This is a genomic window from Litoreibacter halocynthiae, from assembly GCF_004365635.1.
Lineage (GTDB): Bacteria > Pseudomonadota > Alphaproteobacteria > Rhodobacterales > Rhodobacteraceae > Litoreibacter > Litoreibacter halocynthiae.
Genome location: NZ_SOBH01000001.1, coordinates 856,661 through 873,394, shown reverse-complemented (window position 1 = coordinate 873,394; position 16,734 = coordinate 856,661). Strand labels below are relative to the sequence as shown.

Sequence of the window (16,734 nt, the reverse complement as noted above, 5' to 3'; positions counted from 1 at the left end):
CTTTTGCTGTACTGCGCCTATTCGGCGGCCTCAACTTTGCTGTTTGAGGCGGGTAATTGTGTCGGGGGTTGGGTCTTGATCGCGTCTTGACCCAAAATTGGTAGCTGTACTTCGAACACCGCGCCGCCGGCCTGACCGTTGCGTGCTGTCAAACGGCCACCCAGATCGGCAACGATACCGGACGAGATTGCGAGACCAAGGCCAACGCCCTCCCCCGGCTGTTTCGTAGTGTAAAACGGCTCGAACAATTCATCGAGGCTTTCAAGCCCCTCACCATTGTCCCGCACGCTGAGCACGGCAGTTTCACCGGAGTTCAGTAGTATTTCAACCTGAGGTTTAAGCACGCCCTTGGTCGCATCTAAGGCGTTGCGGAACAAGTTGATGATCACCTGCTCAAGCCGCACGCGATCTCCCAAAACCAGAACGGGTTCGTCGGGCAATGTCGAGATCACCCGCACATCGCCGCGCTTCAATTGCGGCTCCATCATCGACAAAGCGCCGCGCACCGCATCGCGTAGATCTACTGGTTCCAATGCGTCGCCACCTTTGCGGGCGTAGGATTTCAGCTGCTTGGTGATTGCTCCCATCCGCTCGATCAAGTCATCAATGCGTTGGAAGGAAGCTTGCGCTTCCTCGGGGCGACGTCGTTGCAGCAGCAACTTGGCACCCGCGAGATAGGTTTTCATCGCGGCCAGCGGTTGGTTCAACTCGTGGCTCACGGCGGCGGACATCTCGCCCAAAGCCGCAAGCTTTTGCGATTGGGCCAATGACTGCTCGGCGACTTCAAGATTCTTTTGAACCTTTTGCCGTTCAGCTATTTCGCGGCTCAACCGCAGGTTCAATGCCCGCAATTCTTCGCTTTCGCGGCGGAAAAAGCCTGCCTGTGTTTGGGCGCGCCGCGAGAGAACATAGAATGCCAACGCCAACAAAATGGCGAACGCCATGATCTCGATGGCAAGCACACCGTTCACACGTTCCCGAACACTCGCGTAAGTCGAGAAGGACGTGATCCGCCACCCGCGGAACGGGATACGACCAACCATTTCCATCACCGCCTCGCCGCGGAAATAGGCGTCCGGTTGTTCGATATCGAACAGGCCGCCGGTTGCCTCGAATGCACGCCTCAACGCGCTGTCCGGCGTTCGTTTCTCTAACGCCTCCGCAATATCCAAGCCCCGCCAGCGCGGGTCTGTAGCGATGACGATCTGCCCTTCCGAATTGGCGACCAGAACCGCCTCGGATGGCGAGCGCCAGCGTGTCTCAAATTGCCGCAAATCGACGTCGACCACGATAACACCGATCCCCTGCTTTTCGGATTCAATCCGGCGGGCATAGGTGAACTTGTAGGCCCCACTTTCCAGCTGCGTCGCGTTGAACACCGTCTCGTTGGTGCGCAGCGCATCTACGAAATAGGGTGAATTGCGAAACGCGGCACCCAATTCGTTCCGGTCCGACGAGGCCACGATAACCCCGTCTTGATCCAGCAGGCGCAGCGCAGCCGCCCCGATCTCTTCCGAAAACGAAATCAACCGACGGGATGTGGCCGAGAAATCATTGGAATTCAGCGCCGAGATCATCACCGGGTCACGCGACAACAGCAAAGGGACGACGCGGTTGCGCTGCAACTCGGACGTAATGGCGTTGGAATACAGGGCGAGCCGGATTTCGCCTCTGTTACGGGTGGTCTCTGTGAAGCGATCGGTGAGCCAGAGGTTGGATATCCAGATGATACCAACCGCCAGAGCGATTAACCCCAGAACAACGCCTCTTACCAGCCAAGTCGCTTTACGCGATGGCCGTGTTTGAGGGGGCGTGACCGCTTTGATGTCGGTCCCACCAGTGGGAGGCGTCGTCTTCATGTGCCCAGATTAGGTCAGTGACCGCGTACTCTCAAGCGCACCTTCGGCGGATTCACGCCAGCGCCAAAACCTCGGTTAAGGATTTAAAAACCCCCTGCCCGTCGGTTCCACCATGCGCAGGCTCGCTTGCCCGCTCCGGATGGGGCATCATTCCCAGAACACGCCGGTTTTCACTGAGAATACCCGCAATATCGCCGGTTGAGCCATTGGGGTTGCCGACATAGCTGAATGCCACGCGGTCTTCGCCGCGCAAACGGGAGAGCAAATCCGCGTCGGCGGAAAAGTTCCCATCGTGGTGCGCAATCGGCACCATGATCTCATTGCCTTTGCTGTAAGCGTTGGTGAAAGGGCTGTCTGCAGTCTCGACACGGAGCGTTTGCTGGCGGCAAACAAACTTTAGCCCCGCATTGCGCATCAACACGCCGGGCAACAGACCGGTCTCGCAAAGCACTTGGAAACCGTTACAAAAGCCCAGCACATGCCCGCCTTTATGGGCGTAATCCACAACTGCGCGGCAAATAGGCGACTGGGCTGCGATTGCACCGCACCGCAGATAATCCCCAAAAGAAAAACCCCCGGGAATGCCGATCACGTCCATGCCCTTGGGCAGGTCGGTGTCTTTGTGCCAGACCATGGAAACCTCAAACCCCGCTTGGCGGAACCCTTCGGCAAGATCGCGGTCGCAATTGGACCCGGGGAAAACGATGACGGCAGCTTTCATGGCAAACGGTCCCTTTAGCTTAGAAAATCAGTGATGACGGCCACACCCGGAGGGGTTGGCCCGTTGAAGGCAGCAAGCTCGTCGGAGACACCCGACAGCCCGATTTCGCGGGCGACAAGCGGCGACATGTCGATACGACCGCTGGTGATCAGCGCCAGCAAGCTCGGGTATTTCCAAGGCGGCATGCCGCGTGTGCCGTACAAAGCAAGATTGCCGAGATAGACGGCGCTCATGTTGATTTCCATCGTCGCTGTATGACCCACAGGCATGCCGACCTGTACATGGCGGCCCAAGGGGCGCAGGCATTCAATTGACGCATTGGTCGTGACAGGAAGCCCGAGCGCCTCGACAGACACATGTGCGCCGCCTCCGGTGATCTCTTTGATCTTTGCGGCGACGTCACCATCTGCAGCGTTCACCGCAGCTTCGGCCCCCAAGCCTTTGGCGTGAGTAAGTTTTTCCTCGACGATATCAACCACAATCACCCGAGCACCCATTGCGATACCAAGCAACAATGCCGACAAGCCGATGCCCCCCGTCCCGTGAACCGCGAGCCATTCACCCGGCTGCAATGCGGCGCGTCCGGTCAACGCGTGCCACGCGGTTGTGACCCGACATCCAAGACCAGCCGCAACGGTCGGTGAAAGGTTTTCCGGCAGATGCGCCAGATTGTGGTCAAATGGGACGGCAACATATTCCGCAAAAGCGCCGGGCTCGATAAAGCCGGGAAGTCGCTGGTTCGGGCATGTATTTTGATTGCCCTCTTGGCAGGACGGGCATGTCCCGCACGCAAGAATGAACGGCGCAATCAGCTTGTCGCCCAACTTATGCGTCGCCAACGGCCCCGCCTCTACGACTTCACCGCAATATTCGTGACCGCCGATTTGCCCCGGCTTTACGCGAGGATGCTCTCCCGTCCAACCATGCCAGTCGGAGCGGCACACCCCGCACGCCATGACCTTCAGAACGACGCCGTCTTCAGGGCAAGCGGGTTCTGCCACGTCCTCGATGGACAGCGGAGCGTTGTATTCACGAAGGACGGCGGCACGCATTAGGTAAGCTCGATCGTGTAGCTTTCGATCACTGTATTTGCGAGAAGCTTTTCGCACATGTCCTTGACCGAAGCCTCAGTTGTTCCCTCGGCCAGATCCAACTCGATCACCTTACCTTGGCGCACACCGTTTACGCCGTCGAACCCCAGAGTTCCAAGCGCGTGGCGCACGGCCTCACCTTGCGGATCGAGCACCCCGTTTTTCAACATGATATGGACGCGTGCTTTCATGATCTTTGCTCCCTCAGCTTTTCAAAACGGCGCATTCCCAGCCGTCGTATTCCCAGCCCATGCGGGCAAACTCGTCGCGCAGGCTGTCGGTTAATTGGTCGAATTCTTCGTTTGCCACCGCCGCGTAATGCTCACCCATGACACCGTCTCGGTACTGGGTTTCAGCCACGTCTAAACCAGCCTCGGCGAACAGCTCGATGGCTTGGTCGCGACCGGCCGAGCCGGCGCCGCGCATGGGGTAGGCAAAGTGGCGGACGTGACGCTCTTCCGTGCCATCGTCACCTTGTTCTGCAATTTGCGCCAGAACCAGCTTGTTGGCTTTCGGGCTACCCAATTCCAACGGCTTGCGAAACCGCACGACGATGGAATTGAGCAAACGTAAAATCACGGGGCGATATCCGTTAGTTAATCAGAGTGGGCTTGCCCAATGGCGCATTGTTATTTGGCAATACCCCAAGGCGCCGAGCAACTTCGGTATATGCGTCAGCCAGGTTACCAAGATCGCGGCGGAACACGTCTTTATCGAGCTTCTGGCCCGTTTCCATGTCCCACAAGCGACAGCTGTCGGGGCTGATCTCGTCGGCGACGATCAAGCGTTGGAAGTCGCCATCAAACTGTCGGCCAATCTCGATTTTGAAGTCGATCAGCTTGATGCCAACGCCATACATAACACCAGACATGAAGTCGTTGACCCGCAGGGCAAGTGCTACGATGTCGTCCAGATCCTGCTGGCTCGCCCATCCCAAAGCGATAATGTATTCTTCCGGCACCAGCGGATCGCCCAATGCGTCGTCCTTGTAGGAAAACTCGACGATGGGACGCGGCAGCATGGTGCCTTCTTCCATCCCCAGACGCTTCGCCATGGACCCTGCCGCGTAGTTGCGCACGATCACTTCCAGCGGAATGATTTCGACGGCGCGGATCAACTGCTCGCGCATGTTGAGGCGTTTGATGAAATGGGTCGGGACACCGATATGGCCGAGGCCGGTCATAAAGAACTCGCTCAGGCGGTTGTTCAACACGCCCTTCCCCTCGATGATGCCATGCTTTTCAGCATTGTTGGCCGTTGCATCATCCTTGAAATACTGGACAAGTGTACCGGGCTCAGGGCCTTCATACAGTGTTTTAGCTTTGCCTTCGTAGATCTTCTTTCGGCGTGCCATGAGCATCTCCTGTGGCGCGGCGTCCCGCGCGGGTGCGGGACTCGCATCCCGTTGTTAGCCGAGCCTATACGTCACCCGCGCGGGTCAGACAAGCAATGCAAGCCGCGTCACATCACCCCGCGAAGGCACCACCCCCTTGCGTCAGCGCCAAAGCATGGGCATATCAAGAGTAACAGACATCCACAGGAGCCTTAAATGACCACCTTTGATGACCGCGAGAATGCGTTTGAAACGAAATTCGCCCATGACGCAGAAATGCAGTTCAAAGCGGAAGCCCGCCGCAACAAGCTTCTTGGCTTGTGGGCCGCAGATTTGATGGGCAAGTCCGGCGACGACGCTGCAGACTACGCCAAAGAAGTGGTTCGCGCCGACTTCGAAGAGGCGGGCGACGAAGATGTTTACCGTAAAGTTGCAGGCGATCTTGGCGATAAGGCCACAGAAGCGACCATTCGCGCGAAGATGGCGGAATTGATGGCTGAAGCCAAATCCCAGCTGTTGACAGAAACCTAACACACCTTCCGACAGGTGCGTATAACGGTCGCCGGAGCATTGCCGGCGGCCTTTTTTGTTTCTCTGCGCTGCTGTTTAGCAAACGCGACCAGTACCAGACTTCGTACATGGCCTAACTCATGATCATTATGATGATTATAAATTTGATTCATCTGGGAACTCATGTGATCAGGCTCTCTGACGGACTCCGATTCAGGACAGGACCAGCCAATGACCAATTCCGACGCCCTTAGCCGCCTGCTTGCAGAGCGCGACTGGCTCCTCGCAGACGGGGCGACCGGCACCCAGTTGTTCAACATGGGGCTTAGCGCGGGCGAACCTCCGGAGCTTTGGAATGTTGATCACCCCGACCGGATCCGTCGGCTGTATAGCGATGCGGTTGAAGCGGGTTCTGACCTGTTCCTGACCAACAGCTTTGGTGGCAACGCCTCCCGCCTCAAGCTGCACAACGCACAGGATCGCGTCTTTGAACTCAACCGTTTGGCGGCTGAGATCGGTCGCGAAGTTGCAGACGCCTCGGGGCGGACCGTTATCGTCGCAGGATCGATGGGACCGACCGGCGACATCATGGCGCCGATGGGAACCCTGACCCATGAAAGTGCGGTGGAGATGTTTCACGAACAGGCCGAGGGCTTGAAGGCCGGTGGTGCTGACGTTCTGTGGTCCGAAACCATTTCTGCCCCCGAAGAACTGAAAGCCGCCTCTGAGGCCGCGAAACTCGCTGATATGCCATGGTGTGGCACCATGAGCTTTGACACCGCTGGCCGCACGATGATGGGCCTAACCTCCGCTGGGCTGGCGGCTTTGGCAGGGCGACTGGCGCAAAAACCGCTGGCCTTTGGTGCGAACTGTGGTGTCGGGTCGTCAGATTTGCTGCGCACGGTGCTTGGCTTTGAAGGGACAAATATTCCTGTCATCGCAAAAGGCAACGCTGGTATCCCGAAATACCATGATGGTCACATTCATTATGATGGCACCCCGGAGTTGATGGCGGATTATGCCTGCCTTGCACGCGATTCCGGCGCCACAATCATCGGCGGATGCTGTGGCACGACGCCAGATCATCTGCGCAGCATGCGCGCGGCCCTTGAAACCCGTCCGCGTGGTGATCGCCCGGCGCTTGAGCAAATCACCGAAAAGCTCGGTGGCTTCTCGTCGGAGAGCGACGGCACAGATGGCGCCGGACCCGCCCCGCGCATCACGCGCCGCCGCGCCCGCACTTGAACGGTATCAGCTCAGAACAAGCTGAGCTGGTCCCCGTCTTGCGTTGGTCGCATAAACAAATCCGTTCGGAGGCGCTGAAGATGCTCCGTCAAACCAATCCGTTTGCATGCAGATTTAAACCGTCGCCGCATCAGGTCGGCATGGACGCCCTGCCCCCGCATGCGGTGACCGAATGTCGAGTCATAGTCGCGACCGCCATGCATCTGGCGCACCCGCGCCATGACCTTTGTGGCATACCCCGGAAGCTCACGCGCCAGCCAATCCTGAAACAGGTCGGACACCTCACCCGGCAACCGCAAACTGATGGTACTGGCCGCGACTGCACCGGCGTCGTGGGCCTTTTGCAAAATGGTTTCCAACTCATGATCGGTCAGCCCGGGGATCAGGGGCGACACGCTCACGCGGACAGGTATACCCGCAGAGGCCAACCGTTCGATGATCTGCAAGCGGCGCGCGGGAGACGGCACCCGGGGCTCCATCGTGCGGGCAATCTTGGCATTCAAAGTGGTGATGGATATCGACGCCGAGGCCAGCCTGTCAGCGGCCATGTCTCCCAAAATGTCGATGTCCCGCTCAATCAAGCTTCCCTTGGTCACAATCGCCACGGGATGCCTGAATCGCCGCAAAACGTCCAAAACGCCACGCATGATGCGCCGGTCTCTCTCAATCGGTTGGTAAGCGTCAGTGTTGGTGCCAATCGCCAAAACATCAGGGGTGTAACTCGGGCGGCGAAACTCCCGTTCCAAGGCATGGGCTGCATTCGGACGCGCAATCAGCCGCGTCTCGAAATCCAAGCCCGGCGACAGCCCCAGATAGGCATGGCTTGGCCGCGCAAAGCAATAGATGCACCCGTGCTCGCACCCTCGGTAAGGATTGAGGGACCGATCAAACGGTACGTCCGGCGACGTGTTGCGCGTTACCGCATTGGTCACCTGTTCACAGGTGACCTGCGTTCGCAGCACAGGCAGATCGTTTTCAGGACTATCCCAGCCATCATCGGCCGCGACGCGTGTAAACCGTTCAAAGCGGCCAGCATCATTTTGCACCGTGCCGCGGCCTTTTATCCGACCGGTCAGCCGCTCCGATCCCTGTGCAGTTGCAGCATTATTTTTCATCACCCCAAATTGGAACAATGCGAGAACATTTGCAAGGGCAAGTCGGTGCAAGCTTTTGCTATGTCGCAAAACGTCGCGCCCGAAACAGCGCAGCGGCGCATCACTTTACTAACGCAAGACCACGACGCCTACGCGCGTGTTGAGGAGTTCTAAGCCTATGTCAGACGAAGAAGACGATATCATCCTGTCGGAACTCGACGATGAAGAGCTTGTCGCGCAAATGTTCGACGACCTTTACGACGGCCTCAAAGAAGAGATCGAAGAAGGCGTTAACATCTTGCTAGAGCGAAAATGGGAACCCTACGACGTGCTAACCAAGGCCTTGGTCGGCGGGATGACCATCGTTGGCAACGATTTCCGCGACGGCATTTTGTTTGTTCCGGAAGTTCTTCTGGCTGCCAACGCCATGAAGGGCGGTATGGCAATCCTCAAGCCGCTGTTGATCGAAACCGGCGCCCCGCGCGTCGGCAAAATGGTGATCGGCACAGTAAAGGGCGACATCCATGACATCGGCAAGAACCTTGTCGGTATGATGATGGAGGGTGCCGGCTTCGAGGTTATCGACCTCGGGATCAACAATTCCGTTGAAGCCTATCTTGACGCGTTGGCGGCAGAGACACCGGATATTCTGGGCATGTCCGCCCTGCTGACGACAACGATGCCATATATGAAAGTCGTGATCGACACGATGGTCGAAAAAGGCATTCGCGACGACTACACAGTGTTGGTTGGTGGCGCACCGCTGAACGAAGAGTTCGGCAAGGCCATTGGTGCCGATGCCTATTGTCGTGATGCGGCTGTCGCGGTGGAGACGGCGAAAGAGTTTATGTCCCGCAAACACAACCAAATGGCCGCTGGCTAAGCAGCCGATTATTGCAGTGTATGACGGGCCCTGCGGGGCCCGTTCGTCATTCCGCTAGCGCTTGACGTCCCGCGCACTCAGCGCAATCATGCGCGTCTTTCGAGGACACCTTGCCATGCCCTTCACGCGCCTTGCCTTGATTTTTTGTTACGTGGTCGTGGCCGCGGGGCTAACCGTATTCGTGTTTTCACAAATGCAGCCCCAGGGTCAGGCGGCGCAGGCAATTCCTGCTCTGCTGCCGCTGGCGATGCTTGCCGGTCTTTTGATCCGCGCCCTTCACAAAAGGCTCGAACGAGATGACACCTGACGACAGCACGCTTCGCGACCAAGGCCTCGCACCACAGGGCGCGGGTAAGGTATTGCTGTTGGCCTGCGGGGCGCTTGCACGTGAAATTCTGGCGGTAAAGGAAGGCAATGGCTGGGACCACATGACCCTCGCCTGTCTTCCGGCGATTTTGCACAACACACCGGAGAAGATCGTGCCCGCCGTGCGCGAAGCAGTCGCCAAGCACAAAGACAGTTTCGACAAGATTTTCGTCGTCTATGCCGATTGCGGCACAGGTGGATTGCTGAAAGCCGCATGTGACGAGATGGGCGTGGACATGGTCGACGGGCCCCACTGCTACAGCTTCTACGATGGCAACGCGGCTTTCGAGGCGCGCAACGAGGTCACATCGTTCTATCTAACCGATTTCCTGTGCCGCCAGTTCGATGCGTTCGTCACCAAGCCACTGGGGCTCGACCGTCACCCCGAGTTGCGCGACATGTATTTCGGCAATTACGAAAAGTTGGTCTATCAGGCCCAAAGCCGCGATCCGGCCTTGGAGGAAAAAGCCAAAGCCTGTGCTAAGTTTTTAGGGTTGGAATACGAGTACCGTTTCACCGGCTACGGCGATCTTGAAACTGCGTTAATATCGCAGGCTTAGGCGGCCGCAGCTACCGTGCGAATGCGTTCGACCATCGCACGCACCCCGTTGGAGCGTTGCGCGGACAAATGCTCGTTCAGCCCAAGGCGGCCCAATTCGACGGCGGCGTCAACTTTGGCGACATCGGCAACAGCCAGACCTGAATACAGCCCCTTCAGCACAGCAATCAGGCCACGCACAATCATCGCGTCGCTATCGCCGTCAAAGGTGAACACGCCCTGCTCTACCTTCGGATGAAGCCAAACCTGGCTTGCACAGCCGTCAACTTTGGTCGCAGGCACCTTCAGCGCGTCATCCAGCGGGTCCATTGCCTTGCCCATGTCGATCACATGACGATAGCGATCTTCCCAATCATCCAGAAATTCAAAGGTCTCAACTATGTCTTCAAACGCCTCTTGCGCCATGGCCTGTGCACCTTTCGATGAGTGTTCCTTTGCAGTTAACCCGCTGGTTCCACATCGTCCAGTGCAGGCCGGACTTTTCAAGTCCTCTCGGTTGCGCTACTCCATTGGGAAACACAGGCGCTGGCGGGGACTCGAGCAATGACACGCACCATTTTAGCAATTCTGGCGATAAGCCTGACCGTGAGCGCCTGCGGACGCATCCGCGACTCGCGCATTAACCCGTTCAACTGGTTTGGCCGCGACCGCGCCGAGACCGTGGCCGTCACCGACGAAGCCCTTTTGCGTGACCCTCGCCCGTTTGTCGCTCAAGTTGTTTCGCTTAAAGTTGAACCAACGCCGGAGGGCGCGATTATTCGCGCCGTCGGCTTGCCGTCCTTGCAGGGCTACTGGAATGCGGAGTTGCTGGAGGTTGATCGCGACGACCTCAGCACGCTGACTTACGAGTTCCGCGTCTCGCCACCCGTAACTCAAACCCGTCAAAGCACACAGCGGTCTCGCGAGATTTTCGTGGCGCGGGCTGTTTCGACAAACAGGTTGAACAAGGTGCGTACGATTACAGTCATTGGCCAAAGCAACCGGCGCGCAGTGAAGCGTTAAGAACGACGCCTAAAGCTCTATAATCTTTACTGAACTTCCGGAGCACGAGAGCGCGAGCTCTCCCCCGCAAAGGCGCAATGCGTCCAATCCGAACACTTCTGAGCGCCAGCCCTTTAGGGCCAAAACGTCGCGTTCGCCCAAAGCAATATCGTCCAGATCAGATGCGGTTGCGATCAGCTTCTGGGCAATTCCAACCTCTTCGGCTTTCGCTTTCAGCATCACGCGCAGAAGATCAGCCAAGGCTGAATTCATGCTTGATCGATCGCGCGCAGGCGGCACTTTCGGCAGTTTGTCAGGCGGGCAAGATACACCGATAGCAACAGCAGCCACGATACCTTCAGCAATCGGCCCTTTGCGGGCATCTCGCAGCAACAGACGGGATTTGCCGATGTCGCGTTCATCCTTGGGCTTTGTGGAGGCAAGCTCAAGCAACGCGTCATCTTTGTAAACGCGGCTTCGCGGAATATTTCGTTCCTGCGCGTAAGTTTCACGGAACTTTGCCAATTCCCGCACAATGGCAAGGAATTTAGGTGCGTTCGAGCGGACTTTGACTCGACGCCATGCAGACTCTGGATCCACGACATAAGTCTCGGGTGCGAGCAGAATTGCCATTTCTTCTTCGACCCAAGGCTTACGCCCCGTGCGCTCCAGCCGTTTGGACAGGTACTCGTAGATATCGCGCAGGTGGGTCACATCAGCCAAAGCATACAGTTTTTGCGCATCGCTGAGCGGACGTCGGGACCAATCGGTAAAGCGGGATGATTTGTCGACCGTGGCTTTCGCAATCTTGCGGACCAATGTCTCGTAGCCGACCTGTTCGCCAAAGTCGCACACCATCGCGGCAACTTGCGTGTCGAACAATGGTTTCGGGATCACGCCGCCTTCGACGTAGAAAATCTCTAGATCCTGCCGCGCTGCGTGAAATACTTTCACCACATTTTCGTCTCGGAACAGATCGTAGAGCGGTTCCAGCGACATGTCCGCGCCCGCAATAGGATCAACAAGCACGGCGTCGTTGCGGTCGTCCCCGGGGATGGCCAGCTGGATCAGGCACAATTTCGCATAATAGGTGCGTTCGCGCAGAAATTCCGTATCGACGGTGACGTAAGGGAAGTCCTTCGCCCGCTCGCAAAAGGCGGACAATTCATCGGTGGTCGTGATCGTAATGATGTCTGATGGCATGTAAGTTCTTCGGGTAATCGCTTGTTGTTGTTGTTCTTTGTAGACCGCCCCCGAGCCTGCTCTTTATTAAGCCGTTTAGGCATAAAAGGGAAGCCCAAGCCTCACGTCAACTCCAGCACCCCTTGTTCACCTTCAGCGAAACGGCGCAAAACGGCGGGGTAAAGCCTATGTTCTTGTTTAAGCACTTTGGCCGCCAAACTTGAAGCTGTTTCGCCTGGTTCAATGGTCACGCGAGCCTGTCCAAGGATGGGGCCGTCATCAAGTTCCGGTGTCACCACATGGACCGAGCACCCCGCCTCTGCATCACCGGCTTCCAGCGCACGGGCATGGGTATTCAACCCTTTGTATTTGGGCAAAAGCGAGGGATGAATATTGAGCATCCGTCCTGCGTAGCGCTCAACAAAGCCCGCTGTTAGAACCCGCATAAAACCTGCAAGGCAGATGATGTCAGGCTCGACCGATTCTAGATGCTTTACCAGTTCAGCCTCAAAAGCCGCGCGGTCTTTTCCAAATTTCCGGTGGTCCACGGACGCCACGCTTAGCCCGCGTGCGGCGGCATATTTCAACCCTTTCGCACTGGGGTCGTTTGACAAGACCAATACAGGTCTCGCCGGATGGTCATCCATCATACTGCTACACAGTGTCAGCATGTTCGAGCCGCCACCTGACACCAGAATGGCTACTTTTTTCAAAGCAGGCGGCCCGAGTAGCGAACGCCCTCGCCCGACGTGACCGCCCCGATGCGGAACACTGTCTCGCCAGCATCTTGCAAAACGCTGGTCAGCGCTTCGGCCGCGCGTGGGTCGACTGCCAACACCATGCCGATACCCGAATTAAAGGTCTTCAACATCTCGGCTTCTTCAATGCCAGCGATCCCGGCCATCCAGGAGAACACGCCGGGCAACTCCCATGTGCCAAGATCGATCTCGGCCCCCAACCCCTCAGGTAAAACCCGTGGCAAATTCTCGGTCAGACCACCGCCGGTGATATGGGCCAGCGCATGAACGCCCCCTGCCCGAACCGCAGCCAAGGCAGATTTCACATAGAGGCGTGTCGGGGTCAGCAAAGCCTCTCCCAAGGATTGCCCTTCTGCAAACGGGGCGGCATCGTTCCAGCCGTGACCGGAAGTCTCCACAACTTTGCGCACCAAAGAATACCCGTTGGAGTGAACACCGCTCGACGCGAGGCCCAACAGAACGTCCCCTTCTGCCACGCCTTGCGGCAAGGCCGTCCCGCGCTCCATTGCGCCTACCGAGAATCCGGCCAGATCGAAATCACCCTCGCTATACATCCCGGGCATTTCGGCGGTTTCACCACCGATAAGCGCGCAGCCGGAAGCCTCGCAGCCCGCCGCGATCCCGTTGATGATCGTCGTGGCCGTATCGAGGTCCAGTTTGCCAGTTGCGAAGTAGTCGAGAAACAGCAGCGGTTCCGCGCCTTGGCACACCAGATCATTGACGCACATGGCGACCAGATCGACGCCGATTGTGTCGTAATGGCCGGTATCAATGGCAATGCGCAGCTTGGTCCCGACGCCGTCGGTGGCAGACACCAAAATCGGGTCCTTGAACCCAGCATCTTTAAGGTCGAACAATGCCCCGAAACCGCCCAACCCTTCCATCACGCCAGAGCGTTTGGTGGCTGCAGCAGCGGGCTTGATCCGGTCGATCAGTGCGTTGCCGGCATCAATATCCACGCCAGCATCGGCATAGGTCAAACCGTTCTTCGGGGTCTTTGTCATGGGGTCACATCCGGCAGCAGATTAGAGTTGCGCCGACCTAGCAAGCCAGCGGGCACGAGTCTATGGCTGCTTCTTCGCGGCCAGCTTTTCTTGCATCTTCAGCTCGTTTTTCGCGCCAAATCCAAAGAAAAAGCGGCTGGCGAGCCAATAGATTGCAAATGCGATGGCAATAATGATGGCCCGCCCCAGCGGACCTACCCCGCTCAATAACTCGGACACATCAGCCAAACCGCCGAACGCCATGACAAACACCAACGAGAACGCGAGTCCCAAAGCCGCGTTTATCACCACGAAAACTGCCGACAATTTCCACGCGAACCCGCTTTCGGGCTGCTTCCTAACACGTCTCGCGTAGGTTTGGCCTGCATCCATGGCGGGAACAAGTGCGGTGGCGATTGAACCGCCTGAGCCGATGTCGAACCCGGCGAACACGTCCAGCAGGTACGAGATAACAAGCACCGCGAACATGGTGATTACAGAGACCACGGCGTAGCGCTTTAGGAGGTATCCGGTATCCATCACATGTTCCTTTTGATTTCGGGTCCGGTGTAAAACACCCGCCGCACTTTCGCAATTGATGCGTCTAAGAGACTTGACGCGGGCGTTCGGTCTGGTAGCCATCCGTTCCTAGGGGGCCTGTAGCTCAACTGGTTAGAGCAGAGCGCTCATAACGCTTTGGTTGCGGGTTCAAGTCCTGCCGGGCCTACCACTTCTCCCCTATCGCGGCAGCACCAGTTCCGCTTTCAACCCGCCCAGGTGATCGCTGTCACCCAGCCGCAATGTGCCGCCATGGGACCGTGCCACATCCGCCGCGATTGCCAGTCCCAGCCCGACACCGGAGCCTGCATTTTGGTTGCGTGATGCATCCAACCGCGAAAAAGCTTTTACCGCCTGCTCCCGCCTCGCTTCGGGAATACCAGGTCCGTTATCCTCGACACTGATCCGCAACGCCGTTTCCAGCACTGCGACTTCAACCTGCGCGAACGTCCCGTAACGCACTGCGTTGTTTATCAGATTTTCAACGGCGCGCCGCACGGAAAGCGGGCGAAGCTTCATGTTCACAGCGTCGGGAATATCTCCTGCAAGCTCAACCGACTTTCCTGCCCTTTGTGCGTTCGCGACGAGGTCCTTGACCAAGTCGATCGGATCGGCGCGCTCCAGTTCTTCCTGCGCATCAGCTTTGGCGAAATCCAGAAATGCCTCGATCAACCGCTCCATTTCGTCGACGTCGCCAATCAGATCTTTGGTCTCTTCAGTGTCCGGCTGCATCGACAGCCCCAGCTTCAAGCGGGTGAGCGGCGTGCGCAAATCGTGGCTGACACCCGACAACATCAGCGTGCGCTGCTCGATTTGCCGCTCGATCCGTGCGCGCATGTTCAAAAAGGCGGCACCCGCAGAGCGCACTTCCAACGCCCCACCCGGATAGTATGGCTCGTTCCGGCCCTTACCAAACGCTTCCGCCGCGCGGGCGAGACGTCGGATCGGGCGCAGCTGGTTGCGCAAGAACAGATAGGAAATCACCGTCATCAACACAGCGGTAAACAGCATCAGAACAAGCAATTGATGCGGGTTAGAGACAGCCACCCGTCGCCGCGAGAACGCCACTTCGAGGACGCCTTTCGACGTCTCCAAGCTGGCTTGCACAGTCTTGTCGAGGCTGACCAGATCAACCGCACGCAGCGTTTCAAATTGCTGGTCTAGCGTCTCGCGGATCGCCCGTCCGGACAAATCCGTAAAGCGACGTCTCTCCCGCACGTCTGCACCGGGGAATGTCACATCAATATCCAAAGCGTTCGCAGTCTGGATCAGTTTCGTGGCAGCTTCTTCGACATTTTTCGCATCTTCGACGATGTCCAACAATAGCTGCAGTTCCACCGAAATGTTCTGCGTCATCTGCGCTGTTACGTCTTCATACAGGCGCTGGATAAAGGCGAAGGACACGACCAGTTGGATCGTCACGATCGGCACCAACAAGATGAGCGCCGCCCGCCCGTACAGGCTGCGTGGAAGGTAGCGCTTGATTGAGAACCGTGCCATGTTCCGGATCGTAAAGCCCCTTCGCCGAAAGGAAAAGAGCGATGGCAAATTCCGAGCAAGACACGCGTAAAGCGGGGCAGCCCGTGACCCTTTCAGAGGGACTGCGCTGCATCCTTGCGCCGAACGCCTCGCCCATGACCTACACAGGCACCAACACATATCTGCTTGGCACGCGGGATATTGCCGTAATCGACCCGGGCCCGCCGGATGAAGAGCACTTGGCCGCTATTCTCTCTGCACTTGAGGCCCATCAACGCATCAGCCACATTTTCGTAACCCACTCCCATATTGACCATTCCCCCTTGGCGATGGTTTTGGCACAGATCACCGGTGCGAAGGTCTATGGATTTGGCAGCAGCTCTGCGGGGCGCGCGGAGGTGATGGCCTCGTTCACAGATTTGGGCGGTGGCGAAGGCATCGATTCGACCTTCCTGCCCGACGTCAACCTTGCCCATGACGTCCGTGTTGACGGGTCCGATTGGGGCCTCACCGCGTTGCATACCCCTGGCCATATGGGGAACCATCTGTGTTTCCACTGGCACGAGGGAGATGCAATTTTCAGCGGTGATTTGGTGATGGGTTGGGCGACATCCATGGTATCACCGCCAGACGGGCATCTCACGGATTTCATGGCCTCGCTGGAGATGCTTGCGAAGCGCGATCCGGTTGCGACCTATTTTAGTGGCCATGGAAAACCCGTGGATAACCCGTCTGCCAGACTTCAGGAATTGCTCACACATCGGCGAATGCGCGAATCTCAAATCCTTGCCTCTTTGAATTCCGGCCTTCAAACACCAAAGGAGCTTACAGCGCGGATCTATATAGGCGTAAACCCCGCACTTCTGCCCGCGGCCGAGCGAAATGTCATTGCCCATCTGATTGATCTTTCAGAGCGAAAACTTGTGAAACCCGAGCACAAACTCAGCGCAACAAGCCGGTTTTCAGTTATCTGAATTATTTGGGCAAAACCCTCTTTACGACCGGAATCGCGCTTGCTATACGCGCCTCACCGTTCCGACGTAGCTCAGCGGTAGAGCAGTTGACTGTTAATCAATTGGTCGTAGGTTCGATCCCTACCGTCGGAGCCATTTCCCCTTTGAAAACATGAGCC

The 16,734-nt window shown here is 57.5% G+C and carries 20 protein-coding genes and 2 tRNA genes; 9 read left to right on the top strand and 13 right to left on the bottom strand.

Features of this window, described 5'->3' with window-relative positions:
• Positions 1–17: 17 nt before the first annotated feature.
• Genes BDE40_RS04310 through purC form a run of 6 tightly spaced genes read right to left on the bottom strand, consistent with a single transcriptional unit; the run spans position 18 to position 5,025 of the window.
• Positions 18–1,859: a sensor histidine kinase gene (locus tag BDE40_RS04310; protein WP_134013148.1), complete on the bottom strand. Its 1,842-nt coding sequence runs from the start codon at positions 1,857–1,859 to the stop codon at positions 18–20.
• A gap of 52 nt (positions 1,860–1,911) precedes the next feature.
• Positions 1,912–2,580 (bottom strand): phosphoribosylformylglycinamidine synthase subunit PurQ, encoded by a 669-nt coding sequence (gene purQ / locus BDE40_RS04305; protein WP_134013146.1) that lies wholly within the window; start codon positions 2,578–2,580, stop codon positions 1,912–1,914.
• Positions 2,581–2,594: 14 nt separating this feature from the next.
• Positions 2,595–3,632: a zinc-dependent alcohol dehydrogenase family protein gene (locus tag BDE40_RS04300; RefSeq protein WP_134013144.1), complete on the bottom strand. Its 1,038-nt coding sequence runs from the start codon at positions 3,630–3,632 to the stop codon at positions 2,595–2,597.
• Entirely contained in the window at positions 3,632–3,862 is a 231-nt protein-coding gene (gene purS / locus BDE40_RS04295) for a phosphoribosylformylglycinamidine synthase subunit PurS (protein WP_134013142.1), read from the bottom strand. The genes BDE40_RS04300 and purS overlap by 1 nt, the downstream gene beginning before the upstream one ends.
• Positions 3,863–3,875: 13 nt before the next feature.
• Positions 3,876–4,250 (bottom strand): ribonuclease E inhibitor RraB, encoded by a 375-nt coding sequence (locus BDE40_RS04290; RefSeq protein ID WP_134013140.1) that lies wholly within the window; start codon positions 4,248–4,250, stop codon positions 3,876–3,878.
• 13 nt (positions 4,251–4,263) lie between these two features.
• Positions 4,264–5,025, bottom strand: coding sequence for a phosphoribosylaminoimidazolesuccinocarboxamide synthase (purC, locus tag BDE40_RS04285; RefSeq protein ID WP_134013138.1), 762 nt, complete (start codon positions 5,023–5,025; stop codon positions 4,264–4,266).
• Positions 5,026–5,220: 195 nt separating this feature from the next.
• Between purC and BDE40_RS04280 the strand changes: the two genes are divergently transcribed.
• Together BDE40_RS04280 and bmt are read left to right on the top strand one after the other, a co-directional pair.
• Positions 5,221–5,535, top strand: coding sequence for a DUF1476 domain-containing protein (locus BDE40_RS04280; RefSeq protein WP_134013136.1), 315 nt, complete (start codon positions 5,221–5,223; stop codon positions 5,533–5,535).
• A 210-nt stretch (positions 5,536–5,745) separates the two neighbouring features.
• Positions 5,746–6,759 (top strand): betaine--homocysteine S-methyltransferase, encoded by a 1,014-nt coding sequence (gene bmt / locus BDE40_RS04275; protein ID WP_134013134.1) that lies wholly within the window; start codon positions 5,746–5,748, stop codon positions 6,757–6,759.
• Between the two features lie 11 nt (positions 6,760–6,770).
• On the opposite strand, the gene BDE40_RS04270 is transcribed toward bmt, so the two are convergent.
• Positions 6,771–7,874 carry a PA0069 family radical SAM protein gene (locus BDE40_RS04270; RefSeq protein ID WP_134013132.1) on the bottom strand — a complete coding sequence of 368 codons (1,104 nt, stop codon included), beginning with the start codon at positions 7,872–7,874 and terminating at the stop codon, positions 6,771–6,773.
• 157 nt (positions 7,875–8,031) lie between these two features.
• Between BDE40_RS04270 and BDE40_RS04265 the strand changes: the two genes are divergently transcribed.
• The 3 genes from BDE40_RS04265 (at position 8,032) to BDE40_RS04255 (ending at position 9,662) form a co-directional block, all read left to right on the top strand.
• Entirely contained in the window at positions 8,032–8,736 is a 705-nt protein-coding gene (locus BDE40_RS04265; RefSeq protein WP_073141150.1) for a corrinoid protein, read from the top strand.
• Positions 8,737–8,851: 115 nt separating this feature from the next.
• Positions 8,852–9,043, top strand: a complete 192-nt coding sequence (locus BDE40_RS04260; protein WP_134013130.1) for a hypothetical protein — start codon at positions 8,852–8,854, stop codon at positions 9,041–9,043.
• Positions 9,033–9,662 (top strand): DUF1638 domain-containing protein, encoded by a 630-nt coding sequence (locus BDE40_RS04255; protein WP_134013128.1) that lies wholly within the window; start codon positions 9,033–9,035, stop codon positions 9,660–9,662. Before BDE40_RS04260 ends, BDE40_RS04255 begins: the two co-directional genes overlap by 11 nt.
• On the opposite strand, the gene BDE40_RS04250 is transcribed toward BDE40_RS04255, so the two are convergent.
• The gene (locus BDE40_RS04250) at positions 9,659–10,066 is read right to left on the bottom strand and encodes a SufE family protein (protein ID WP_134013126.1); all 408 of its coding nucleotides are present in this window, start codon (positions 10,064–10,066) and stop codon (positions 9,659–9,661) included. The two genes, BDE40_RS04255 and BDE40_RS04250, sit on opposite strands and share 4 nt — an antisense overlap.
• A 138-nt stretch (positions 10,067–10,204) precedes the next feature.
• On the opposite strand from BDE40_RS04250, the gene BDE40_RS04245 reads away from it, so the two are divergent.
• Positions 10,205–10,663: a hypothetical protein gene (locus tag BDE40_RS04245; protein ID WP_134013124.1), complete on the top strand. Its 459-nt coding sequence runs from the start codon at positions 10,205–10,207 to the stop codon at positions 10,661–10,663.
• Between the two features lie 9 nt (positions 10,664–10,672).
• Here the strand turns inward: BDE40_RS04245 and rnd are convergent, their stop codons facing one another.
• From rnd to BDE40_RS04225, 4 genes are all read right to left on the bottom strand, one after another.
• A complete protein-coding gene (gene rnd / locus BDE40_RS04240; protein ID WP_134013764.1) occupies positions 10,673–11,833 on the bottom strand; it encodes a ribonuclease D in 1,161 nt (386 codons plus the stop codon).
• A gap of 113 nt (positions 11,834–11,946) precedes the next feature.
• A complete protein-coding gene (gene purN, locus BDE40_RS04235; protein ID WP_134013122.1) occupies positions 11,947–12,537 on the bottom strand; it encodes a phosphoribosylglycinamide formyltransferase in 591 nt (196 codons plus the stop codon).
• Positions 12,534–13,586: a phosphoribosylformylglycinamidine cyclo-ligase gene (gene purM, locus BDE40_RS04230; RefSeq protein ID WP_134013120.1), complete on the bottom strand. Its 1,053-nt coding sequence runs from the start codon at positions 13,584–13,586 to the stop codon at positions 12,534–12,536. Before purM ends, purN begins: the two co-directional genes overlap by 4 nt.
• A 60-nt stretch (positions 13,587–13,646) precedes the next feature.
• Positions 13,647–14,207: an ABZJ_00895 family protein gene (locus tag BDE40_RS04225; protein ID WP_134013118.1), complete on the bottom strand. Its 561-nt coding sequence runs from the start codon at positions 14,205–14,207 to the stop codon at positions 13,647–13,649.
• Between the two features lie 11 nt (positions 14,208–14,218).
• Between BDE40_RS04225 and BDE40_RS04220 the strand changes: the two genes are divergently transcribed.
• A tRNA-Ile gene (locus BDE40_RS04220) sits at positions 14,219–14,295 on the top strand.
• An 8-nt stretch (positions 14,296–14,303) separates the two neighbouring features.
• Here the strand turns inward: BDE40_RS04220 and BDE40_RS04215 are convergent.
• Positions 14,304–15,623 (bottom strand): ATP-binding protein, encoded by a 1,320-nt coding sequence (locus BDE40_RS04215; RefSeq protein ID WP_134013116.1) that lies wholly within the window; start codon positions 15,621–15,623, stop codon positions 14,304–14,306.
• A 41-nt stretch (positions 15,624–15,664) separates the two neighbouring features.
• On the opposite strand from BDE40_RS04215, the gene BDE40_RS04210 reads away from it, so the two are divergent.
• Both BDE40_RS04210 and BDE40_RS04205 read left to right on the top strand, forming a co-directional pair.
• Positions 15,665–16,576, top strand: a complete 912-nt coding sequence (locus BDE40_RS04210; protein ID WP_134013114.1) for an MBL fold metallo-hydrolase — start codon at positions 15,665–15,667, stop codon at positions 16,574–16,576.
• 60 nt (positions 16,577–16,636) lie between these two features.
• Positions 16,637–16,711 (top strand) — tRNA-Asn (locus BDE40_RS04205).
• Positions 16,712–16,734 lie beyond the last annotated feature (23 nt).

What these genes read in the sequence shown, in the direction of transcription:
- BDE40_RS04310 (WP_134013148.1), bottom strand. Translation starts at nt 1,859, where the DNA reads ATGAAGACGACGCCTCCCACTGGTGGGACCGACATCAAAGCGGTCACG.
- purQ (WP_134013146.1), bottom strand. Translation starts at nt 2,580, where the DNA reads ATGAAAGCTGCCGTCATCGTTTTCCCCGGGTCCAATTGCGACCGCGAT.
- BDE40_RS04300 (WP_134013144.1), bottom strand. Translation starts at nt 3,632, where the DNA reads ATGCGTGCCGCCGTCCTTCGTGAATACAACGCTCCGCTGTCCATCGAG.
- purS (WP_134013142.1), bottom strand. Translation starts at nt 3,862, where the DNA reads ATGAAAGCACGCGTCCATATCATGTTGAAAAACGGGGTGCTCGATCCG.
- purC (WP_134013138.1), bottom strand. Translation starts at nt 5,025, where the DNA reads ATGGCACGCCGAAAGAAGATCTACGAAGGCAAAGCTAAAACACTGTAT.
- BDE40_RS04280 (WP_134013136.1), top strand. Translation starts at nt 5,221, where the DNA reads ATGACCACCTTTGATGACCGCGAGAATGCGTTTGAAACGAAATTCGCC.
- bmt (WP_134013134.1), top strand. Translation starts at nt 5,746, where the DNA reads ATGACCAATTCCGACGCCCTTAGCCGCCTGCTTGCAGAGCGCGACTGG.
- BDE40_RS04270 (WP_134013132.1), bottom strand. Translation starts at nt 7,874, where the DNA reads ATGAAAAATAATGCTGCAACTGCACAGGGATCGGAGCGGCTGACCGGT.
- BDE40_RS04265 (WP_073141150.1), top strand. Translation starts at nt 8,032, where the DNA reads ATGTCAGACGAAGAAGACGATATCATCCTGTCGGAACTCGACGATGAA.
- BDE40_RS04260 (WP_134013130.1), top strand. Translation starts at nt 8,852, where the DNA reads ATGCCCTTCACGCGCCTTGCCTTGATTTTTTGTTACGTGGTCGTGGCC.
- BDE40_RS04255 (WP_134013128.1), top strand. Translation starts at nt 9,033, where the DNA reads ATGACACCTGACGACAGCACGCTTCGCGACCAAGGCCTCGCACCACAG.
- BDE40_RS04250 (WP_134013126.1), bottom strand. Translation starts at nt 10,066, where the DNA reads ATGGCGCAAGAGGCGTTTGAAGACATAGTTGAGACCTTTGAATTTCTG.
- BDE40_RS04245 (WP_134013124.1), top strand. Translation starts at nt 10,205, where the DNA reads ATGACACGCACCATTTTAGCAATTCTGGCGATAAGCCTGACCGTGAGC.
- purM (WP_134013120.1), bottom strand. Translation starts at nt 13,586, where the DNA reads ATGACAAAGACCCCGAAGAACGGTTTGACCTATGCCGATGCTGGCGTG.
- BDE40_RS04225 (WP_134013118.1), bottom strand. Translation starts at nt 14,207, where the DNA reads ATGGCTACCAGACCGAACGCCCGCGTCAAGTCTCTTAGACGCATCAAT.
- BDE40_RS04215 (WP_134013116.1), bottom strand. Translation starts at nt 15,623, where the DNA reads ATGGCACGGTTCTCAATCAAGCGCTACCTTCCACGCAGCCTGTACGGG.
- BDE40_RS04210 (WP_134013114.1), top strand. Translation starts at nt 15,665, where the DNA reads ATGGCAAATTCCGAGCAAGACACGCGTAAAGCGGGGCAGCCCGTGACC.